This window comes from Janibacter hoylei PVAS-1 (assembly GCF_004025845.1).
Classification (GTDB): Bacteria; Actinomycetota; Actinomycetes; order Actinomycetales; family Dermatophilaceae; genus Janibacter; species Janibacter hoylei.
Genome location: NZ_PIPF01000013.1, coordinates 128799 through 147415 on the forward strand (window position 1 = coordinate 128799; position 18617 = coordinate 147415).

The window sequence follows — 18617 nt, forward strand, 5'->3', positions numbered from 1 at the left end:
GGAGCTGCCGGGCACCCCGACCGAGAGGACCTGATCATGTCCCGCACCGTCGTCATCGGTGGCCACGGCAAGGTGGCCCTGCTGCTCACCCCGATCCTCGCCGAACTCGGGCACTCGGTGACCTCCGTCATCCGCAACCCCGATCACGCCGCCGACGTCGAGGCGGCAGGGGCGACCCCGCACGTCGCCGATGTCGAGATGCTCGACACCGACGGCATCGCCGAGGTCCTCGCGGGCCACGACGCGGTCGTGTGGTCCGCCGGCGCCGGCGGGGGAGACCCCGAGCGCACCCGGGCCGTGGACCAGGACGCGGCGATCCGCTCGATGGAGGCCGCGCGACAGGCCGGCGTGCGGCGCTACGTCATGCTGAGCTATTGCGGTGCCGGGCCCGACCACGGCGTCGACCCGAGCAACCCCTTCCACGCATATGCCGAGGCCAAGGCCGCGGCCGACGAGCACCTGCGCGGCACCGACCTCGACTGGACCGTCCTCGGGCCGAGCAGCCTGACCCTTGACCCGCCGACCGGCAAGATCCAGGTCGGCCGGGAGGGGAGCGGCCAGGTCTCGCGAGCCAATGTCGCCCGGGTCATCGCAGCGACGCTCGCCGCCAACGCGACTGTCGGGCGGACCATCGAGTTCCACGACGGCCAGACCCCGATCGACGAGGCGATCTCCGGCTGACGGTGGGGCGCGGGAGAGTGCGCCGCACGACCGGGAGCAGTAGGCTCCCGGTCTTGTCCCCGCGGTTGGGCACGATAGCGTCGGACCATGGCTGATGTGTTGCACGTCAAGGGCGAGGTGCTGGTCTCCGAGCAGGAGAGCGTGCCGGAGCTGTGGGTCATCGACGGCAAGGTCTCCTTCACGCCGCCGACGAGCGGTGACGTCGAGACGGTGACCGGGTACGTCCTGCCCGGCTTCGTCGACGCGCACTGCCACGTCGGGCTCGATGCGCACGGGGCGGCCGATGTCGCGACGAGCGAGGCCCAGGCCGTGACCGACCGCGACGCGGGCACCCTGCTCATCCGTGACGCCGGCTCGCCGGCGGACACCCGCTGGATCGACGAGCGCGACGACCTGCCCAAGATCATCCGGGCCGGCCGTCACATCGCGCGGACCAAGCGCTACATCCGCAACTACGCGCACGAGGTCGAGCCCGAGCAGCTCGTCTCCCGGGTGCGCGCCGAGGCTCGCGCGGGTGACGGCTGGGTCAAGCTCGTCGGGGACTGGATCGACCGCGGCGTCGGTGACCTGGCCCCCTGCTGGCCCCGGGAGGTGCTCGTCGAGGCCATCGCGGCCGCCCACGAGGAGGGTGCCCGGGTCACCGCGCACTGCTTCGGCGAGGAGTCGCTCGCGGACTTCGCGGCGGCCGGCACCGACTGCATCGAGCACGCGACCGGCCTGGTGCCGGAGACGATCTCCGCCTTCGCCGATCAGGGCATCGCGATCGTGCCGACCCTCGTCAACATCGAGACCTTCCCCAAGATCGCGGCACCCGCCGCGGAGAAGTTCCCCGACTACCACCGGCACATGCTCGAGCTGCACGAGCGGCGCTTCGAGACGGTCGCCGCCGCCCGCGACGCAGGGATCGACGTCTACGTCGGTACCGACGCCGGCGGCTCCCTGCCGCACGGGCTCGTCGCCCAGGAGATGGAGCTGCTCACCCGAGCGGGCTTCAGCACCCGTGAGGCACTGGCCGCGGGCACCTGGCGCTCACGTGACTGGCTCGGTCACCCCGCCATCGCCGAAGGGGAGGACGCCGACCTCGTCGTCCTCGCCGACGACCCCCGTGAGGACGTGCGCGCCTGCGGCACGCCGGCGCACGTCATCCTGCGGGGGGCCCGCGTCGGGGGGCGCTGACCCCCTTCGTCGCCCCGTCCCTCAGACGGGCTCGCCCACGAGCTCTCGCTCGTCGCTGTCGCGGGTTGCGGTCGCCTCGGCCGCCACCTCGGCCCGGTGGGCCCGCATGCTGTAGGCGACTGCGGCGATCCACACGGCCCACACGAGGCCGTAGACGACCCACTTCGCGGCGTCGTCGAGGGCGAGACCGCCCTTGCCCATGATGGTCTTGGAGTTGGTCAGGACGATGAGGCCACCGACGAGCGAGCCGAGGATCCGCGGGGGGATCGTGCGCACGAGCCAGGCGGCGATCGGCGCGGCGACCGCCCCGCCGATGAAGAGCATCGCGACCCAGGAGAAGTTGATGCCCTGGGAGCCGAGGGCGGCGAGGAAGCCGATGCTCGCGGCGACCGAGATGAGGAACTCGCTGGTGTCGATCGAGCCGATGACCTTGCGCGGCTCCATCCGGCCGCTGGCGAGGATCGCCGGGGTGCCGACCGGCCCCCAGCCGCCGCCGCCGGTCGCGTCGACGAAGCCGCCGAAGAGCCCGAGGGGAGCGAGGAAGCGCTTGCGCAGCGGGGTGCCGATACGGTCCTTGCGCAGCCCCTTGAAGGTGAAACGCAGCAGGACGTAGAGACCCAGCGCGAGCAGGATGCCCGACATGATCGGCTTGGCCGTCGAGGTGTCGAGGCTGGCGAGGAAGGTCGCGCCGGCGAAGGCGCCGACCGCCCCGGGGAGGCCGATCTTGAGCACGACCGGCCAGTCGACGTTGCCGAAGCGCCAGTGCGAGGCGCCGGAGACGAGCGTCGTGCCGATCTCGGCGAGGTGGACGGTGGCCGAGGCGGCGACGGGGTTGGTCCCGATCGCGAGCAGCAGCGTCGTCGTCGTAACGCCGTATGCCATGCCGAGCGATCCGTCGACGAGCTGGGCGAGCAGGCCGACGACGGCCAGGAGGACGAGCTTGCGCATACGGAGGACTCTTTCCGTGAGGAGTGTGCGGCGCTCCGTGGGGTATGTCCCACGTGATGAGCAGGAGTTTCACCGAACATCCTGTTATCGGTCAAGTAACGTCACGTTATGTCTCAGGTCGTGGTCACCACCCCCGGCCCCGCCCGCGATACTGAGGGCATGGACATCTCCGCCCGATCCGACTACGCGGTGCGCGCCATGCTGACCCTGGCCGCGGCCGCTGACGGGGGCACGCCGGTCTCGGTCGTCCGGCTCGCCGCCGAGCAGGAGCTGCCGCGCAAGTTCCTCGAGGCGATCCTCGCCGACCTGCGCCGGGCCGAGCTCGTCGTCAGCAGGATGGGTGCCAGCGGCGGCTACCTCCTCGCTCGCCCGGCGACGCAGATCTCCGTGGGTGCGGTCATCCGGGCCGTCGACGGCCCGCTCGCCGAGGTGCGGGGGGAGCGCCCCCAGGCCATGACCTACGACGGCGCCGCCACCCACCTGCGGACGGTCTGGGTCGCCGTCCGCTCGAGCGTGCGCTCCGTCCTCGACGGGACGAGCCTCGCCGACGTGCTGAGCGGCGACTTCCCTGCCGCCGTCGAGGAGGCCCTCGCGGCCCCCGACGCCTGGGAAAACCGCTGAGGCCCTCCCTTCGTCCCGGTTTGGGCCGGGGAGGGGAGGCGTGGAACAATCCCCTCCGTACCCGTCCGCGCCGGGGATCTCTCCTGCGTGCGCCGGATGCCTACACCCCGAGCTCGATACCCCGTGCGAACCGCGCACGGTCTCGCCGTGCTCATGACTGAAGGGACCACGACCGTGGCCGTCAAGATTCGTCTCAAGCGGATGGGCAAGATCCGCGCTCCGTTCTACCGCGTCGTCGTCATGGACTCGCGCGCCAAGCGCGATGGCCGGGCCATCGAGGAGATCGGCAAGTACCACCCCACCGAGGAGCCCTCGCTCATCGACATCGACAGCGAGCGCGCGCAGTACTGGCTCTCCCAGGGCGCCCAGCCCACCGAGGCCGTCGCCGCGCTGCTCAAGGTCACCGGTGACTGGCAGAAGTTCAAGGGTGAGGCCGGCGGCGAGGGCACCCTCAAGGTCAAGGAGGCCAAGCCCTCCAAGAAGGACCTCTACGAGGCCGCGCTCGCCAACTCCGACAAGGAGGGCGCTGAGCACGAGGCCATCACCGCCAAGAAGAAGGCCGACAAGAAGGCTGCGGACGACAAGGCCGCCGCCGAGAAGGCCGAGGCCGAGGCTGCTGCCGAGGCTCCCGCCGAGGAGACCCCGGCCGAGGCCGAGACCACCGAGGCCTGAGATGCTCGACGAGGCGCTCGAGCACCTGGTCACCGGCATCGTCGACCACAAGGACGACGTCGTCGTGCGCAGCAAGAACCTGCGTCGCGGTCAGATCCTCGAGGTGCGCGTGCACCCCGACGACCTGGGCCGCGTCATCGGTCGCTCCGGTCGCACGGCGTCCGCCCTCCGCACCGTGCTCGGCGCCCTCTCGGGCGGCGACAACGTGCGGATCGACATCGTCGACACCGACCGCGAGCGCTGAGCCCGGCGCTCCACGTCCAGCGGATGGCCGTCCTCCCCTCGGGGAGGGCGGCCATTCGCCATCCCGGGCCCCGGATACGTAGGTTGTCCCGCATGGCATCTCCTGACGGTCACGTCGTCGCCCGCATCGGCAAGCCCCACGCGCTGCGTGGCGAGGTCACCGTCCAGCTGCATACGGACGACCCGGAGTCCCGCCTGGTGCCCGGCACCGTCTTCGACACCCGCGCGCAGCCCGGGTCGGGTGTGCCCCGTCAGCTGACGCTCGCGACGACCCGCGTGCACCGGGGGATCTGGCTGCTCGGCTTCGAGGAGATCCCCGACCGCACCGGCGCGGAGTCCCTCCGCGGCACCCGGCTCGTGCTCGCCGCCGACCAGCCGGACCCGTCCGAGGACGACGAAGGGTGGTACGAGGAGGACCTCGTCGGGCTCACGGCCGTCGACCCCACCGGCACGGTCGTCGGGGAGGTCGTCGCCCTCGAGCTCGGCGCCGCCCAGGACCGCCTGCGGCTGCGGCGACCGGACGGCGGCGAGACGCTCGTCCCCTTCGTCGAGGCGATCGTCCCCGAGGTCGACCCGGAGGCCGGCCGGCTCGTCGTCGACGCACCCCCCGGCCTGCTCGACCTCGACGCGGCAGGAGAGTGACCTTGCGCATCGACGCCGTCTCGATCTTCCCCGACTATCTCGCCGCCCTCGACATCTCGCTCATCGGCAAGGCACGCCGCGAGGGCCTGATCGACCTGCGCGTGCACGACCTGCGCGACCACGCGCACGACCGTCACCGCACCGTCGACGACACCCCGTACGGCGGGGGAGCCGGCATGGTCATGAAGGCGCAGCCGTGGAGCGAGGCGCTCGAGCACGTCCTCGCCTCCGCCGACGAGACGAGCGGACCGGCCCCGATCCTCGTCGTCCCGGGGCCGGGCGGGGAGCGCTTCACGCAGGCGACGGCGCGAGAGCTGGCACAGGCGCCCTGGCTGGTCTTCGCCTGCGGCCGCTACGAAGGGATCGACGAGCGGGTCTACGAGTGGGCCGCCGAGCGGATGCCCGTGCGGGTCATCTCGCTCGGCGACTACGTGCTCAACGGCGGCGAGGTCGCCGTCCTCGCGATGGTCGAGGCCATCGGCCGGCTCCTGCCGGGCGTGGTCGGCAATGCCGAGTCACTCGTCGAGGAGTCGCACGAAGGGGGTCTGCTCGAGTACCCCATCTACACCAAGCCGTCGGTGTGGACCGATGGTGACGGCGTGGAGCGGGCCGTGCCCGAGGTGCTCCTCGGCGGCAACCACGCGGCCGTCGCCGCGTGGCGGCACGAGCAGCGTCTGGCCCGCACCGCGGCCCGCCGCCCCGACCTGCTCCACGTCGCGGCGACGACCTCCGAGCTCGCCGGGCTCGAGCACTCGGTCGCCACCCGAGCGGATGCCGCCGAGCTGACCGTGCTGCAGAAGGCCTGCTGGATCGAGATGGTCACCCCGGAGCAGCACTGGTGGGGAGCCCCGGCGGAGGACGCCGCCGCGGTCGCGGCCGGCCTCGAGCACTGGACGACCCACCTCTTCCGCAGCGAGGGTCGGCTCGTCGGGTCGGTCCGGGTGCGTCGCGACCCGCAGGAGCCGACGACCTGGCAGATCGGGCGCCTGATGATCGCCCCCGACCTGCAGGGGCGCGGCCTCGGTCGCGCGCTGCTCGCCCATGCCGAGGCGCTCGCCCCGAGCGACGTGACGACCCTGTGGCTCAACACCGGCGCCGACCAGGAGCGTCTGCTGCGGCTGTACAAGAAGGCCGGCTACCGGGTGCGCGGTCCCGGCGAGGGGCCGGGGACGGTCGACCTCAGTCGACCCGTCCGTCGCTGAGGCTCACGCGCACTGGGGCAGCCACACGCGCAGGCCGACCTCCAGCAGTGCCGTCACACCGAGGACCAGCAGCAGCCAGGTCCACCCCGTGGCGCGGTGCGCCAGGGACAGCAGCGCCGCGGGGATCGCGATGATCAGGACGACGACGGGCAGGCCCTGGAGCAGCAGCGGACCGAGGAGGTCGGTGCCGGTGCACGCCGCACCGAGCCGGTCAAGCTCGAGCAGCCCCCGCAGCCGCGAGGTGAGCACGGCGGCAGCGGGGGCGACGAGCAGCAGGGTGAGCAGGCCGCCGACCGGGTGCCAGTGGTGCTCGCCGGTCGATCGGGGACGACGATGGGCCCCGGCACGATTTCTGGTCACGCGCTCCCCTCTGGCAGAATCGGACATCGCGCTCAACGACACCGCCCCTGCCACAGGGGGAGTGCCGAGACCGGCCCACCAGCACGGCGGACCGACCCACAGCACGCGGCGGTGGGCGCGACACCTCACACACTACTGACGAGGGCGGACGGCCTGTGGCGTCCGCAGGAAGCGACAAGCGCCATGCAGCGTTTCGACGAGATCGACAAGGCGTCCCTGCGGGACGACATCCCCGAGTTCCGCGCCGGTGACACGGTCAAGGTCCACGTCAAGGTCATCGAGGGCAACCGCTCCCGTATCCAGGTCTTCCAGGGCGTCGTCATCCGCCGCCACGGCGGTGGCATCGGCGAGACCTTCACCGTTCGCAAGGTCTCCTTCGGTGTCGGCGTCGAGCGGACCTTCCCGCTCCACACCCCGGTCATCGAGAAGATCGAGGTCGCCACCCGCGGCGACGTCCGCCGCGCGAAGCTGTACTACCTGCGCAACCTGCGCGGCAAGGCCGCTCGCATCCGCGAGCGTCGCGAGACCCCCGCGAACTGACCGCTGCCGCCCAGCGGGCCGTAGGCTGACTCCGATGTCGACCGAGCCCGCCCAGGACGCCAACGCCTCGACCCCCGCCGGAGACCCGGCGGGGGTCGACGTGCGTCCCGCCCGCCGCCTCCTGCTGGAGATCGGCGTGGCCGTCCTGCTCGTCATGCTCCTGCGCATCTTCGTCATGGAGTCCTTCCACGTGCCGAGCGGGTCGATGGCCCCGACGATCCAGCCCGGTGACCGGGTCGTCGTGACGAAGATCGGGGCCTCGCACGTCGAGCGCGGCGACGTCATCGTCTTCGACGGGACGACGACCTTCGCGGCGGGGGATCGCACCCCCTTCGCCTCCGACGGACTCATCGGCCGCACCCTGTCATCGATCGCCTCGACCCTGTCCATCGACCTCGGGGAGCAGGACTTCCTCAAGCGGGTCGCCGGCGTCGGGGGCGACCGGGTCTCGTGCACGCCGAAGGGGGGACTGGTCGTCAACGGCTCGCCGGTCGACGAGCCGTGGCTTGCGCCGGGCACGACGGCCTGCGACACCCCCTTCGACGTCAAGGTGCCGCAGGGGCGCCTCTTCGTGCTCGGGGACAACCGCAGCGACTCGGCCGACTCCCGCAGCCACCTCGGGGACCCCGGCGGGGGCATGGTGCCGATCGATGACGTCGTCGGCCACGTGTCGTGGCGCTACTGGCCCATCGACCGCATCGGCGGGCTGGGGCACTGAGCCCGCAGCGCGGACACGAGCCGCTCGCTGACGACCGCGGCCGCCCGGAGCACGCATACTGGACCGGATGACGCCCCGACACTGCTGGGCGCGCAAGAGGAAGAGACCCGTGGCACACGATCCCGATTCGGCGCACGCCGAGGCCGAGGGCGAGGAAAAGGACCGCGCCCGCGAGGAGCGGGCGCGCGACGAGCGGGGGATGGGCGCCCGCCTCGGCGCGGCCGTCCGCGAGCTCGTCGTCGTCCTGGCCATGGCCCTGACGCTGTCCTTCATCGTCAAGTCCTTCCTCGTCCAGGCCTTCTTCATCCCGAGCGAGTCGATGCAGGACACGCTGCTCGTCGGGGACCGGGTCGTCGTGTCCAAGCTCACCCCCGGGCCCTTCGACCTCGAGCGAGGGGACATCGTCGTCTTCGAGGACCCCGGCGACTGGCTCAGCCCGACCCCAGAGGCCAGCCGTGGCCCGGTGCTCGACGGGGTCCGTGACGCCCTGATGTTCGTCGGCCTGCTGCCCGACACCTCCGAGGGGCACCTCATCAAGCGGGTCATCGGGCTGCCGGGCGACCGGGTCCAGTGCTGTGACGCCGAGGGACGGCTGCTCCTCAACGGCGAGCCGATCGACGAGACGCCCTATCTCAAGCCCGGTGTCAGCGCCAGCGACATCGAGTTCGACATCACCGTCCCCGATGGCCGCATGTGGGTCATGGGTGACAACCGCAGCGACTCCTCGGACTCGCGCTTCCACGACCCCGGCGGCACGGGCGCCAAGGGGTCGGTGCCGCTCGACCTCGTCGTCGGCAAGGCGGTCGTGACCGTGTGGCCCTTCGACCGGATGTCCGGCCTGTCCGGGCACGACGAGGTCTTCACCGACGTGCGGGCACCGGGCACCCACTCGCTGGCACCGCCCGGGCGCGAGCCGCACACCTCGTGACGACCCGGCGCCGCACACCGCGCTCCGGTCGGCCCAGCCTGCGCGTCGAGCGGGAGCTGCAGCGGGCCGGTCACCGGGTGCTCGCCGGCATGGACGAGGTGGGCCGGGGGGCGCTCGCCGGCCCGGTCAGCGTCGGCGTGGTCGTCATCGACGAGACCTGCCGCAGCGCGCCAGCCGGCGTGCGCGACTCCAAGCTGCTCACCCCGGCGGCCCGCGTCGCCATGGTGCCGCGCCTGCGGCGCTGGGCCGTGGGCCACGCGGTCGGGCACGCCTCGCCCGCAGAGATCGACGAGATCGGGATCATCGCTGCGCTGCGCCTCGCGGGGCAGCGGGCGCTCGGGCAGATCGACGTCGTCCCCGACCTCGTCCTGCTCGACGGCAACCACGACTGGCTGACCGACCCGCAGGAGGTCGGCCTGCTCGCCGAGATCGTCGGTGGGGCGTCGACACCGCCGGTGCGCACGATGATCAAGGCCGACATGCGCTGCAGCTCGGTCGCTGCCGCGAGCGTGCTGGCCAAGGTGGAGCGCGATGCCCACATGGTCGATCTCGACCGTGAGCACCCGCACTACGGCTGGGCGGACAACAAGGGTTACTCGGCGAGCGCCCACCTCGATGCGCTCGCGGTGCACGGGGCGAGCGAGCAGCACCGACGCTCGTGGTCCCTGCCCGGGGTGACCCCGCTGCCGGCCGCCGCACACGTAGGGGATGATGAGGAACGACCGGGCGGGGACCGTGGGCTCCTCGCCGGCACGACGAGCGAAGGGAGGTCCCGGTGAGCTCGGAGGACCTGGAGAAGTACGAGACCGAGATGGAGCTGGCGCTCTATCGCGAGTACCGCGACGTCGTGCACCTCTTCAGCCACGTCGTCGAGACCGAGCGGCGCTTCTACCTCGCCAACAGCGTCGACGTGAAGGTTCGCGGCGAGGGGGCCGAGGTGTACTTCGAGGTGACCATGCAGGATGCGTGGGTGTGGGACATCTACCGTCCGGCGCGCTTCGCCAAGCAGGTGCGGGTCGTCACCTTCAAGGACGTCAACGTCGAGGAGCTCGCCAAGTCCGAGCTCGAGATGCCCGACGGCGGCTTCTAGCCCGTCCACAGCCCCGCCCCGGGCGAAGGGGGTGTCCACAGACCGTCGACGGGTCCGCCACGGGTCCCCGCTCCCACCTTGACTGGGTGCCGGAGGTGGTCGGACATGACCCGGTCGGGGACGAGTGAGCAGCCCACGAGGGCGCGCATCGGAGCAGAGGGCGAGGCCTTCGCGGAGCGCTATCTCACGGGCAGAGGCATGCGGGTGCTGGACCGCAACTGGCGGTGCAGCTCAGGTGAGATCGACCTCGTGCTGCTCGACGGCGACATCGTCGTCGTGTGCGAGGTCAAGACGCGGCGCAGCAAGGCCTTTGGCGAGCCGATCGAGGCGATCACCCGGGCCAAGTTGGCCCGGCTGCGTCGACTCGCCGGTCGCTGGCTGGCCGAGCACGAGGTCTCCTGCGGTGGGGTGCGCCTCGACGTCGTCGCGCTCCACCTCGACCCCGCGACCGAGGCCTACCAGGTGCGACACGTCGCGGGGGCAGGGCTGTGAGCGTCGGGGTGACGCGGGGCGTGGCCCTGCGCGGGGTGAGCGGGCACCTCGTCGACATCGAGTGCCACGTCGGTCGCGGGCTGCCGGCCTTCGACATCAGCGGGTTGCCCGACACGGCGCTGCGCCAGGCGGCGCAGCGGGTGCGGGCCGCTGCGCTCTCCGCGGAGGTCTCGCTCAACGCGCGACAGCTCACCTTCAACCTGTCACCCGCCTCCCTGCCCAAGCACGGCACCGGCTTCGACCTGGGCCTCGTCGTCGCAGCGCTCACGGCCTGCGGGGAGCTGCCGGCCGAGCCCGTCCGGCCAGTCGTCCACCTCGCCGAGCTGGGCCTCGACGGACGGCTGCGGCACGTCGCGGGAGTCCTCCCCGGAGTGCTGGCCGCCCAGGGGGCCGGCTGCGAGCACGTCGTCGTCGCCCCCGAGGACGTGGGGGAGGCCCGCCTCGTTGACGGGGTGCGGGTCTCGACGGCGCAGACCCTCGCGGAGCTCGTCGCGGCCTACCGGTGCGTACCGCGCGGTGGGCGTCTGACCGAGGCGGATGGGGAGCCGGCGGCCGCGCCACCGGCGGGTCGGCGTCGGCTGGACCTCGCCGACGTGTCCGGGCAGCACGAGGCGCGGGCGGCTCTCCTCCTGGCGGCGGCGGGTGGTCACCACATGCTGCTCAACGGCCCACCGGGGTCGGGCAAGACGATGCTCGCCGAGCGTCTCGTGACGATCCTGCCCCTGCTCACCCGGGAGCAGGCCCTCGAGTCCCTCGCCGTGCGGTCGGTCGTCGGCGCCATGCCGACGGGGATCGACCTCGTGCCTCCCTTCGTCGCGCCGCACCACTCGGCGAGCGTCGCGGCACTCGTCGGCGGGGGATCTGGGGCGGTCCTGCCCGGGGCGGTCTCGCAGGCGCACCACGGAGTGCTCTTCCTCGACGAGGCGGCCGAGTTCGGTGGCGCGGTCCTCCAGGCGCTGCGCCAGCCGTTGGAGTCCGGCCGGATCGTCGTCTCCCGCGCTCGCGAGCAGGTGACCTACCCGGCCCGGGTGCAGCTCGTGCTCGCGGCGAACCCCTGTCCCTGCGGCGAGGGGTACGGCAAGGGGCTGTCCTGCCGGTGCCGACCCACCGAGCGGCGGGCCTACGCCGCCCGCCTGAGCGGACCACTGCTCGACCGGGTCGACATCCAGGTACAGGTGCCCAAGGTGAGCCTGGCGGACCTGACCGAGGCGCCGCCGGACTCGAGCGCCGCGGTCGCGGAGCGCGTCCTCGCGGCGCGGGAGGCCCAGGCCCGTCGTTGGGGGCCGCAGGGATGGACGCTCAACAGCCAGGTGCCCGGCCCCTTCCTGCGGCGGGCGCCCTGGCGGCTGCCGTCGAGCACGACAGCGATGCTCGACCGGGCGCTGGACCTGGGGCAGGTGACCGTGCGCGGCTACGACCGGGTTCTCCGACTGGCCTGGACGAGCGCCGACGTCAACGGACGAGCGACGCCGAGTCCGACCGACGTGGGGCTCGCGCTGATGTACCGCACCCAGGGAGCGGTGGCCGCATGAGTCGCTCGAGGGGTGCCGCGCCCACGGCGGCCGAGGCAGCTCGCGCCCATGCCCAGGTGGGGACGGACGAGCGGCGGGCCCGGGTCGCCTGGAGCCGGGTCCTCGAAAATCGCCGCGAACGAGCCAGCGACGTGCTGCCCGCACTGCTCCTCGAGGTCATCTCCCTGGGCCACGTCGAGGCCTGGCACCGCCTCGTCGACGGGGACCTGCCCAAGTGCGCGAGTGCCCGCGCCCACGTCGCAGGCGTCGACGTCGACGCCGAGCTCGACCGGGTCGAGCGCGTCGGGGCCCGGGTCGTCGTCCCCGGCGACGCGGACTGGCCGGAGTCGCTCTCGCACCCCCTCGTCTCCCCGCATCTGCTGCACGTGCGTGGTCATGCCTGCCTCGCGGACCTCGTCACCCGGTCGGTGGCCGTCGTCGGCTCACGGGCGAGCACCGGCTACGGCGAGGCGATCGCCCGTGAGCTCGGCGCCGGTCTGGCCGGTCGAGGGTGGACCGTCGTGTCCGGGGCCGCCTACGGCATCGACGCCGCGTCCCACCAGGGGGCACTCACGGGCGACGGGCCCGCGATCGCGGTGCTCCCGTGCGGCCCGGAGCGCGCCTACCCCGAGGGCAACCGCCGGCTCGTCGACGCCGTCGCGGAGCGCGGGGTCGTCATCACCGAGCTCGCGACGGGCACGGTGGCGATGCGGCACCGGTTCCTCGCCCGCAATCGGATCATCGCGGCCCTGTCGGGTGCCACGGTCGTCGTGGAGGCGGGGCTGCGGTCCGGGTCGCGCAACACGGCGGGGTGGGCGGAGGCGCTCGGGCGCCCCGTCGGGGCGGTGCCCGGGCCGGTGACGCAGATGTCGTCGGCCGGCTGCCACGAGCTCATCCAGAAGGGCCGAGCTGCCCTCGTCACGGACACCGACGACGTCCTCGCGATTGCGGCTCGGGTCGGAGAGGCCGCCGACCAGCCCGACGAGCTGCTCGGGCCGGGGCGTCCGCTGGACGCGCTGACGCCACCACAGCGACGCATCCACGACGTCCTCACCCGCAGGTCTGGCCGAGGGGTCGGCGCGGTGGCCCACGAGCTCGTCCTCCCGGTCGACGAGGTCCTCGCACAGCTGTCGGTCCTCGCGCTCGAGGGCTGGGTCGAGCAGACCGACGACGGCGGTTGGGTGCGCGGAGCCGGACCCGGGTGAGGGTCGCTGCCTCGTGGTCGGCACGCTGCGTGGCACGGTGGTGGGGTGAGCAGGCAACCGATCGACTCCGCGCCGGCCCCGCCTGACTGGGCGCTCGAGTGCATCGAGGCCTTCGTCGGCCACCTCGAGCGTGAGCGGGACCGCTCCGCGCACACGATCCGGGCCTACGCAGGCGACGTGCGGGCCTGTCTCGCATGGTGCGCGGCAGACGGTGCCGACGATCTGGGCGACGTCACGCTGCAGCAGCTGCGCGCCTGGCTCGGTGAGCTGTCCGCCGGTGGCGCGGCCCGGGCGACGCTCTCCCGACGCTCCGCCGCGGTGCGCACCTTCTTCGCCTGGGCGCGACGCAGTGGTCGGGTGGAGGCCGACCCCGCGCTGCGGCTCACCTCGCCGAAACGGCAGCGCACCCTGCCCGACGTGCTGAGCCGCGAGAGCGCGACCGCCGTGCTCGACGTCGCGGCGGTCGCGGCCGACGACGACGACCCGATCCACCTGCGCAACCGGGCCGTGCTCGAGCTGCTCTACGCCACCGGGATCCGGGTCAGCGAGCTCACCGGGCTCGACGTCGACGACGTGGACCGCTCGCGGCGCGTCGTCCGGGTGCTCGGCAAGGGGCGCAAGGAACGGACCGTGCCCTACGGCGCCCCCGCGGACGCGGCCCTGGGGGAGTGGCTCGAGCGGGGACGCCCACGGGTGGTCGTCGACGGTTCGGGCCCGGCGCTCTTCCTCGGGCGCCGTGGTCGTCGTGTCGACCCTCGTCAGGTGCGCGAGGTCGTGCACGGCCTGCTCGCCCACGTGCCCGACGCCCCGGACATCGGTCCGCACGGGTTGCGCCACTCCGCCGCGACCCACCTGCTCGAGGGCGGCGCTGACCTGCGCATGGTGCAGGAGCTGCTGGGGCACTCCTCGCTCGCCACGACGCAGATCTACACCCACGTCTCCCTCGACCGGCTGCGTCGCAGCTACGAGCAGGCGCACCCCCGCGCCTGAGCTGCCGTCACGCCACCGGCAGCAGCACGACCCGCCGGGCCCCGAAGAAGCCCATGGGGTCGAGGTAGGTGTCATCGCGCTTGGCGCCCAGGTGCAGGCAGGTGGCGGGCTCGCAGTGCCCGGGCTCGGGACCGACCCGGCCGATCTCTTCACCTCGGCGGACCCGATCACCCACGGTGAGGGAGGAGTCCACGGGCTCGTACGTGCTGCGGACACCGTCGCCGTGCGTGATGCTCACCGTCCCGCGGCCGGCGATCCGACCGCGATGGGTGACGACGCCGTCGTCGACGGAGGTGACGGGGTCGCCCTTCGACGCCGCGAGGTCGATGCCGCGATGGCCCGCCCCCCACCGCTCCTCGGGGGCATCGAAGGGAGCCGCCACCACCGGGCGTCCACCGTCGCCGACCGGCCAGGACCACATCGCCCGCGGCGGCGGCGCCGGCCCGACGAGGGCTCCGGCAGCGAGGAGGGCGACGACGGGGACGGTGCTCATGACGGGGAGCGTGGCCGTTGTCGGGCCGTGGTGCCGGCTCCAGCCTGCAGCGGTGGACGGTGACCGCGGGCCGGGGCCGCCTGTGGATCACGCGGCCAGGCGCTGACAGGCCTCGCGCAGGAGCGACTCGTGCTTGCAGCAGGCGAAGCGCACGAGCGAGGCCGTCGGTGCCGGGTCGTCGCAGAAGACGGAGACCGGCACGGCGGCCACCCCTGCGGACTCGGGCAGCCGCAGGCACCACTCGAGAGCGTCGGTCACGCCGAGCGGCGCAGCATCGGCGACGACGAAGTAGGTGCCCTGGGAGGGCCGCACCTCGAGCCCGGCCGACCGCAGACCGTCGACGAGCAGGTCGTGCCGGGCCCGCAACGACTCGCGCAGCGCGTCGAGGGGCGCCGGCCCCAGACGCAGCGCGTGCGCCACCGCGTGCTGGAGGGGAGAGGCCGTCGTGAAGGTCAGGTACTGCTTGACGACCCGAGCGGCCCGCACGAGGTGCGCGGGCCCGCTGACCCAGCCGACCTTCCACCCCGTGACGGAGAAGAACTTGCCGGCGGAGCCGATCGTCAGGGTCCGCTCGGCCATGCCCGGCAGGGTGGCGATCGGGATGTGCGGCACCCCGAAGGTCAGGTGCTCGTAGACCTCGTCGCTCACGACCCACGCGTCGTGCCGACGCGCGAGCTCGGCGACCATCTCGAGCTCGGCCCGGTCGAGGACCTTGCCCGTCGGGTTGTGCGGGCTGTTGAGCAGCACGACCCTGGTCCGGGGGCTGAAGGCGCGGGCGAGGGCCGCGGGGTCGATCGTCAGGTCGGGCAGCCGCAGCGGCACCGTCCGCTTGACCCCGCCGGCGAGCGCGATGACGGCCGAGTAGCTGTCGTACGAGGGCTCGAGCACGACGACCTCGTCACCCGGCTCGAGCAGGCCGAGGAGCGACGCGGCGATCGCCTCGGTCGCGCCCGAGGTCACGAGCACCTCGTCCGCCGGGTCGAGTCGAAGGGAGTGGTGGCGGGCCTGGTGCTCGGCGACCGCCTCGCGCAGGGCCGGGATGCCGATCGACGGCGGGTACTGGTTGTGGCCCGCGTCGATCGCGTGCTTCGCGGCCTCGAGCACCTCGGCGGGGCCGTCGGTGTCGGGGAAGCCCTGCCCGAGGTTGATCGCGTCGTGCTCGACCGCGAGGGCCGACATCGTCGCGAAGATCGTCTCGGCGTGCGGCTCCATGCGGGCGACGAGGGGTGCGCTCATGTCGGGCAGGCTACGCCGCCGGACGATTTCCTCCCTTCGCCCCGCGGCCGTAGGATGGGGTGCACATCCAGTCTGTCTGGATGAATTCGCGTGTTCCTCGCCGGGTGACGAGTCCGACTCTGAATCCGGGGCACACCACGGCAGTCCCGACCTCGGTCGGGCGGGGTCGTGCCGGAGCACCAGGACAACAACTGACAACCTATGAGAGAGGACTTCGGCATGGCCGTCGTCACGATGCGCCAGCTCCTCGAGAGCGGCGTCCACTTCGGGCACCAGACCCGTCGCTGGAACCCCAAGATGAAGCGCTTCATCATGACCGAGCGCAATGGCATCTACATCATCGACCTGCAGCAGTCGCTGACCTACATCAACGACGCGTACGAGTTCGTCAAGCAGACCGTGTCGCACGGCGGCACGATCCTCTTCGTCGGCACGAAGAAGCAGGCCCAGGAGCCGATCGCCGAGCAGGCGACGCGCGTCGGGATGCCCTACGTCAACCACCGCTGGCTCGGTGGCATGCTCACCAACTTCCAGACGATCTCCAAGCGCCTCACCCGGCTCAAGGAGCTCGAGGAGCTCGACTTCGACACCGTGGCCGGTTCGGGCTACACGAAGAAGGAGCTGCTCATCCTCCGTCGTGAGAAGGACAAGCTCGACAAGACCCTCGGCGGCATCCGCAACATGTCGAAGGTCCCCTCCGCCGTGTGGATCGTCGACACCAAGAAGGAGCACCTCGCGGTCGACGAGGCGCGCAAGCTGGGCCTGCCGGTCATCGCGATCCTCGACACCAACTGCGACCCCGACGAGGTCGACTACAAGATCCCCGGCAACGACGACGCGATCCGCTCCGTCACGCTGCTGACCCGCGTCGTCGCCGATGCGGTCGCCGACGGCCTGATGGCCCGCGGTGGCGGCAAGTCCGGTGCGGACGCCTCCGCCGAGGCCGAGCCGATGGCCGAGTGGGAGCGCGAGCTCCTCGCCGGTGAGGCCGCTGCCGAGGCTCCGGCCGCTGCCGAGGCCCCCGCCGCTGCTGAGGCTCCGGCTGCTGCCGAGGCCCCCGCCGCCGAGGCCGCCCCGGAAGCTCCGGCCGCCGAGGCCGCCCCCGAGGCCTGAGCCTCCACTCACCGACCACCGTCACACCTCACGAAGGAGAACGGGACACACATGGCGAACTACACCGCCGCTGACATCAAGGAGCTGCGCGAGCGCACCGGCGCCGGCATGCTCGACGTGAAGAAGGCGCTCGACGAGGCCGAGGGCGACAAGTCCAAGGCCCAGGAGCTGCTGCGCATCAAGGGCCTCAAGGGCGTCACCAAGCGCGAGGGACGCACGACCTCCAACGGTCTGGTCGTCGCCAAGGCCGAGGCCGGCGTCGGCACGCTCGTCGAGGTCCTCTGCGAGACTGACTTCGTCGCCAAGGGCGAGAAGTTCGGCGCCCTCGCGGACGAGGTCCTCGCCGCGGCCGTCGCGGCCAAGGCCACCGACGCGGAGTCCCTGCTGGCTGCCCCCGCCGGGGACAAGACCGTCAAGGACCTCCTCGACGACGCCAACGCCACCATCGGCGAGAAGATCGAGGTCAAGCGGGTCGCCCGCGTCGAGGCCCCCAACGTCTCGGCGTACCTGCACAAGACCAGCCCTGACCTGCCGGCCCAGATCGGTGTCCTCCTGGGCACCGAGGGTGGCGACGACCAGGTGGCCCGTGACGTCGCGATGCACATCGCCGCGTTCAGCCCCAACGTCCTCACCCGCGACGAGATCGACGCCGACGTCGTCGCCAACGAGCGTCGCATCGCCGAGGAGACGGCCAAGGAGGAGGGCAAGCCCGAGGCTGCCCTGCCCAAGATCGTCGAGGGCCGGGTCAACGGCTTCTTCAAGGAAAACGTCCTGCTCGACCAGCCCTTCGCCAAGGACTCCAAGAAGTCCGTCGGCAAGGTCCTCGAGGAGGCCGGTGCGAGCGCCACGCAGTTCGCGCGCTTCCGCGTCGGTTCCTGACGAACCCCGCACCACGCCGAAGGGCGCCGCACCCCATCCGGGGGCGGCGCCCTTCGTCATGCTCGTCGCCAGATCACGGCGAGCGCCGCGGCTGGGTCCACGGCAGGAAGAGCCGTGTGACGAAGGGGAGGAAGACGTACGTCATCCACGGGATGGCGATGGCGCAGGTGAGCAGCACGCGGCCCCAGGCCGGCCACCCCTCGGTCACCACGGCGAGCACGTAGGTGAGCACCAGGCTCGTGGGGAAGAAGGCGCAGAAGATGACGACCATCTGCTTCCACCGCGGCGGGGCGGGCGGGGCGATGTCGCCGCCGGTCACCTCGTGCGGCTCGTCGAACCACCCCTCGATGCCGGTGCGCGACTCCATCCGGGTCGTCTCGACGAGGCGGGTGGCGGCGCCGAGCCAGCGGGCCCGCTCGTGGGACTGCTGCCAGTGCTCGAGGGCGTCGGCATCGGCGAAGCGGTAGAGCATGTGCCACTGCTCGGACCCGGGCGAAGGGCGCACCCAGCCCGAGCCGAGGAAGCCGGGGAAGCGCCGGGCGAGGTTGGTGCCCGCGTCGGCCCAGACCTGCATGAGGGCTTCGTCCTCGGGGCGGACGGTACGGGTGATCGAGACGGTGACGGGGGCCGACCGGTCGGCGGGTGCGGTGCTCACGACGGGCAAGGATAGGTGCTCAGGCGGGCGGGCGGAGCGCCTCGAGCACGACCCGCAGGGGGTGGTCGGCGGTGGCGCCGGCCAAGGTGCGGACGACGCTAGTGACCCCGCGGTCACTTGACAAGTGGAGAGCACATGTCAAGCAGCCCGTGCGACTCGGGTGAGTTCCTCGGTGGGGCCGGACCTGTGGAAGGATCGGGCGAACCCGCACGCGACCCAGGG

General features: G+C 72.4%; 23 protein-coding genes. 18 read left to right on the forward strand and 5 right to left on the reverse strand.

The features are described 5' to 3' along the window. Positions 1–36 precede the first annotated feature (36 nt). The gene (locus tag CWN80_RS13935) at positions 37–681 is read left to right on the forward strand and encodes an SDR family oxidoreductase (RefSeq protein WP_007927422.1); all 645 of its coding nucleotides are present in this window, start codon (positions 37–39) and stop codon (positions 679–681) included. An 87-nt stretch (positions 682–768) separates the two neighbouring features. Beyond that, complete coding sequence (locus CWN80_RS13940) at positions 769–1857, forward strand: amidohydrolase family protein (protein ID WP_128277446.1); 1089 nt, start codon at positions 769–771, stop codon at positions 1855–1857. A 21-nt stretch (positions 1858–1878) separates the two neighbouring features. Here the strand turns inward: CWN80_RS13940 and CWN80_RS13945 are convergent, their stop codons facing one another. Next, positions 1879–2805, reverse strand: a complete 927-nt coding sequence (locus CWN80_RS13945; RefSeq protein WP_007927426.1) for a sulfite exporter TauE/SafE family protein — start codon at positions 2803–2805, stop codon at positions 1879–1881. A 159-nt stretch (positions 2806–2964) separates the two neighbouring features. On the opposite strand from CWN80_RS13945, the gene CWN80_RS13950 reads away from it, so the two are divergent. The 5 genes from CWN80_RS13950 to trmD all read left to right on the forward strand — a co-directional run bounded on the left by CWN80_RS13950 (position 2965) and on the right by trmD (position 6185). Further along, entirely contained in the window at positions 2965–3426 is a 462-nt protein-coding gene (locus CWN80_RS13950; protein ID WP_040881249.1) for an RrF2 family transcriptional regulator, read from the forward strand. A 174-nt stretch (positions 3427–3600) separates the two neighbouring features. Beyond that, the gene (rpsP, locus tag CWN80_RS13955) at positions 3601–4098 is read left to right on the forward strand and encodes a 30S ribosomal protein S16 (protein ID WP_040881253.1); all 498 of its coding nucleotides are present in this window, start codon (positions 3601–3603) and stop codon (positions 4096–4098) included. 1 nt (position 4099) lies between these two features. Further along, a complete protein-coding gene (locus CWN80_RS13960) occupies positions 4100–4342 on the forward strand; it encodes an RNA-binding protein (RefSeq protein ID WP_007927429.1) in 243 nt (80 codons plus the stop codon). Positions 4343–4434: 92 nt separating this feature from the next. Then, positions 4435–4983, forward strand: a complete 549-nt coding sequence (gene rimM, locus CWN80_RS13965; protein WP_128277447.1) for a ribosome maturation factor RimM — start codon at positions 4435–4437, stop codon at positions 4981–4983. A gap of 2 nt (positions 4984–4985) precedes the next feature. Beyond that, positions 4986–6185, forward strand: coding sequence for a tRNA (guanosine(37)-N1)-methyltransferase TrmD (gene trmD / locus CWN80_RS13970; protein WP_040881254.1), 1200 nt, complete (start codon positions 4986–4988; stop codon positions 6183–6185). Between the two features lie 3 nt (positions 6186–6188). Here trmD and CWN80_RS13975 read toward each other — a convergent pair whose 3' ends face one another. After that, complete coding sequence (locus tag CWN80_RS13975; RefSeq protein ID WP_007927433.1) at positions 6189–6545, reverse strand: hypothetical protein; 357 nt, start codon at positions 6543–6545, stop codon at positions 6189–6191. Positions 6546–6728: 183 nt separating this feature from the next. Here CWN80_RS13975 and rplS point away from each other — a divergent pair, with 183 nt between their 5' ends. From rplS to CWN80_RS14020, 9 genes are all read left to right on the forward strand, one after another. Then, positions 6729–7085, forward strand: a complete 357-nt coding sequence (gene rplS / locus CWN80_RS13980) for a 50S ribosomal protein L19 (protein WP_007927444.1) — start codon at positions 6729–6731, stop codon at positions 7083–7085. 34 nt (positions 7086–7119) lie between these two features. Next, positions 7120–7803: a signal peptidase I gene (gene lepB, locus CWN80_RS13985; protein WP_007927445.1), complete on the forward strand. Its 684-nt coding sequence runs from the start codon at positions 7120–7122 to the stop codon at positions 7801–7803. Between the two features lie 109 nt (positions 7804–7912). Further along, positions 7913–8731 (forward strand): signal peptidase I, encoded by an 819-nt coding sequence (gene lepB / locus CWN80_RS13990; protein ID WP_007927446.1) that lies wholly within the window; start codon positions 7913–7915, stop codon positions 8729–8731. Continuing rightward, a complete protein-coding gene (locus CWN80_RS13995; RefSeq protein ID WP_238148254.1) occupies positions 8728–9510 on the forward strand; it encodes a ribonuclease HII in 783 nt (260 codons plus the stop codon). The genes lepB (CWN80_RS13990) and CWN80_RS13995 overlap by 4 nt, the downstream gene beginning before the upstream one ends. Continuing rightward, entirely contained in the window at positions 9507–9821 is a 315-nt protein-coding gene (locus CWN80_RS14000) for a DUF2469 domain-containing protein (RefSeq protein ID WP_007927448.1), read from the forward strand. The genes CWN80_RS13995 and CWN80_RS14000 overlap by 4 nt, the downstream gene beginning before the upstream one ends. 105 nt (positions 9822–9926) lie before the next feature. Beyond that, positions 9927–10313: a YraN family protein gene (locus CWN80_RS14005; protein ID WP_007927449.1), complete on the forward strand. Its 387-nt coding sequence runs from the start codon at positions 9927–9929 to the stop codon at positions 10311–10313. Continuing rightward, the gene (locus CWN80_RS14010) at positions 10310–11845 is read left to right on the forward strand and encodes a YifB family Mg chelatase-like AAA ATPase (protein WP_007927450.1); all 1536 of its coding nucleotides are present in this window, start codon (positions 10310–10312) and stop codon (positions 11843–11845) included. Before CWN80_RS14005 ends, CWN80_RS14010 begins: the two co-directional genes overlap by 4 nt. After that, positions 11842–13029 (forward strand): DNA-processing protein DprA, encoded by a 1188-nt coding sequence (gene dprA / locus CWN80_RS14015; RefSeq protein WP_083853708.1) that lies wholly within the window; start codon positions 11842–11844, stop codon positions 13027–13029. Before CWN80_RS14010 ends, dprA begins: the two co-directional genes overlap by 4 nt. A gap of 45 nt (positions 13030–13074) precedes the next feature. Then, on the forward strand, positions 13075–14019 hold the full coding sequence (locus CWN80_RS14020; protein ID WP_007927459.1) for a tyrosine recombinase XerC: 945 nt from the start codon (positions 13075–13077) through the stop codon (positions 14017–14019). A 7-nt stretch (positions 14020–14026) separates the two neighbouring features. On the opposite strand, the gene CWN80_RS14025 is transcribed toward CWN80_RS14020, so the two are convergent. Beyond that, positions 14027–14512, reverse strand: coding sequence for a murein hydrolase activator EnvC family protein (locus CWN80_RS14025; RefSeq protein ID WP_007927460.1), 486 nt, complete (start codon positions 14510–14512; stop codon positions 14027–14029). Between the two features lie 87 nt (positions 14513–14599). Then, a complete protein-coding gene (locus tag CWN80_RS14030) occupies positions 14600–15748 on the reverse strand; it encodes a pyridoxal phosphate-dependent aminotransferase (protein ID WP_007927461.1) in 1149 nt (382 codons plus the stop codon). Positions 15749–15967: 219 nt separating this feature from the next. On the opposite strand from CWN80_RS14030, the gene rpsB reads away from it, so the two are divergent. Next, the gene (gene rpsB, locus CWN80_RS14035) at positions 15968–16861 is read left to right on the forward strand and encodes a 30S ribosomal protein S2 (protein WP_128277460.1); all 894 of its coding nucleotides are present in this window, start codon (positions 15968–15970) and stop codon (positions 16859–16861) included. A 51-nt stretch (positions 16862–16912) separates the two neighbouring features. After that, positions 16913–17740, forward strand: a complete 828-nt coding sequence (tsf, locus tag CWN80_RS14040; protein ID WP_007927464.1) for a translation elongation factor Ts — start codon at positions 16913–16915, stop codon at positions 17738–17740. Between the two features lie 73 nt (positions 17741–17813). Here tsf and CWN80_RS14045 read toward each other — a convergent pair whose 3' ends face one another. After that, positions 17814–18395 carry an antibiotic biosynthesis monooxygenase gene (locus CWN80_RS14045; protein ID WP_040881259.1) on the reverse strand — a complete coding sequence of 194 codons (582 nt, stop codon included), beginning with the start codon at positions 18393–18395 and terminating at the stop codon, positions 17814–17816. Between the last annotated feature and the right edge of the window lie 222 nt (positions 18396–18617).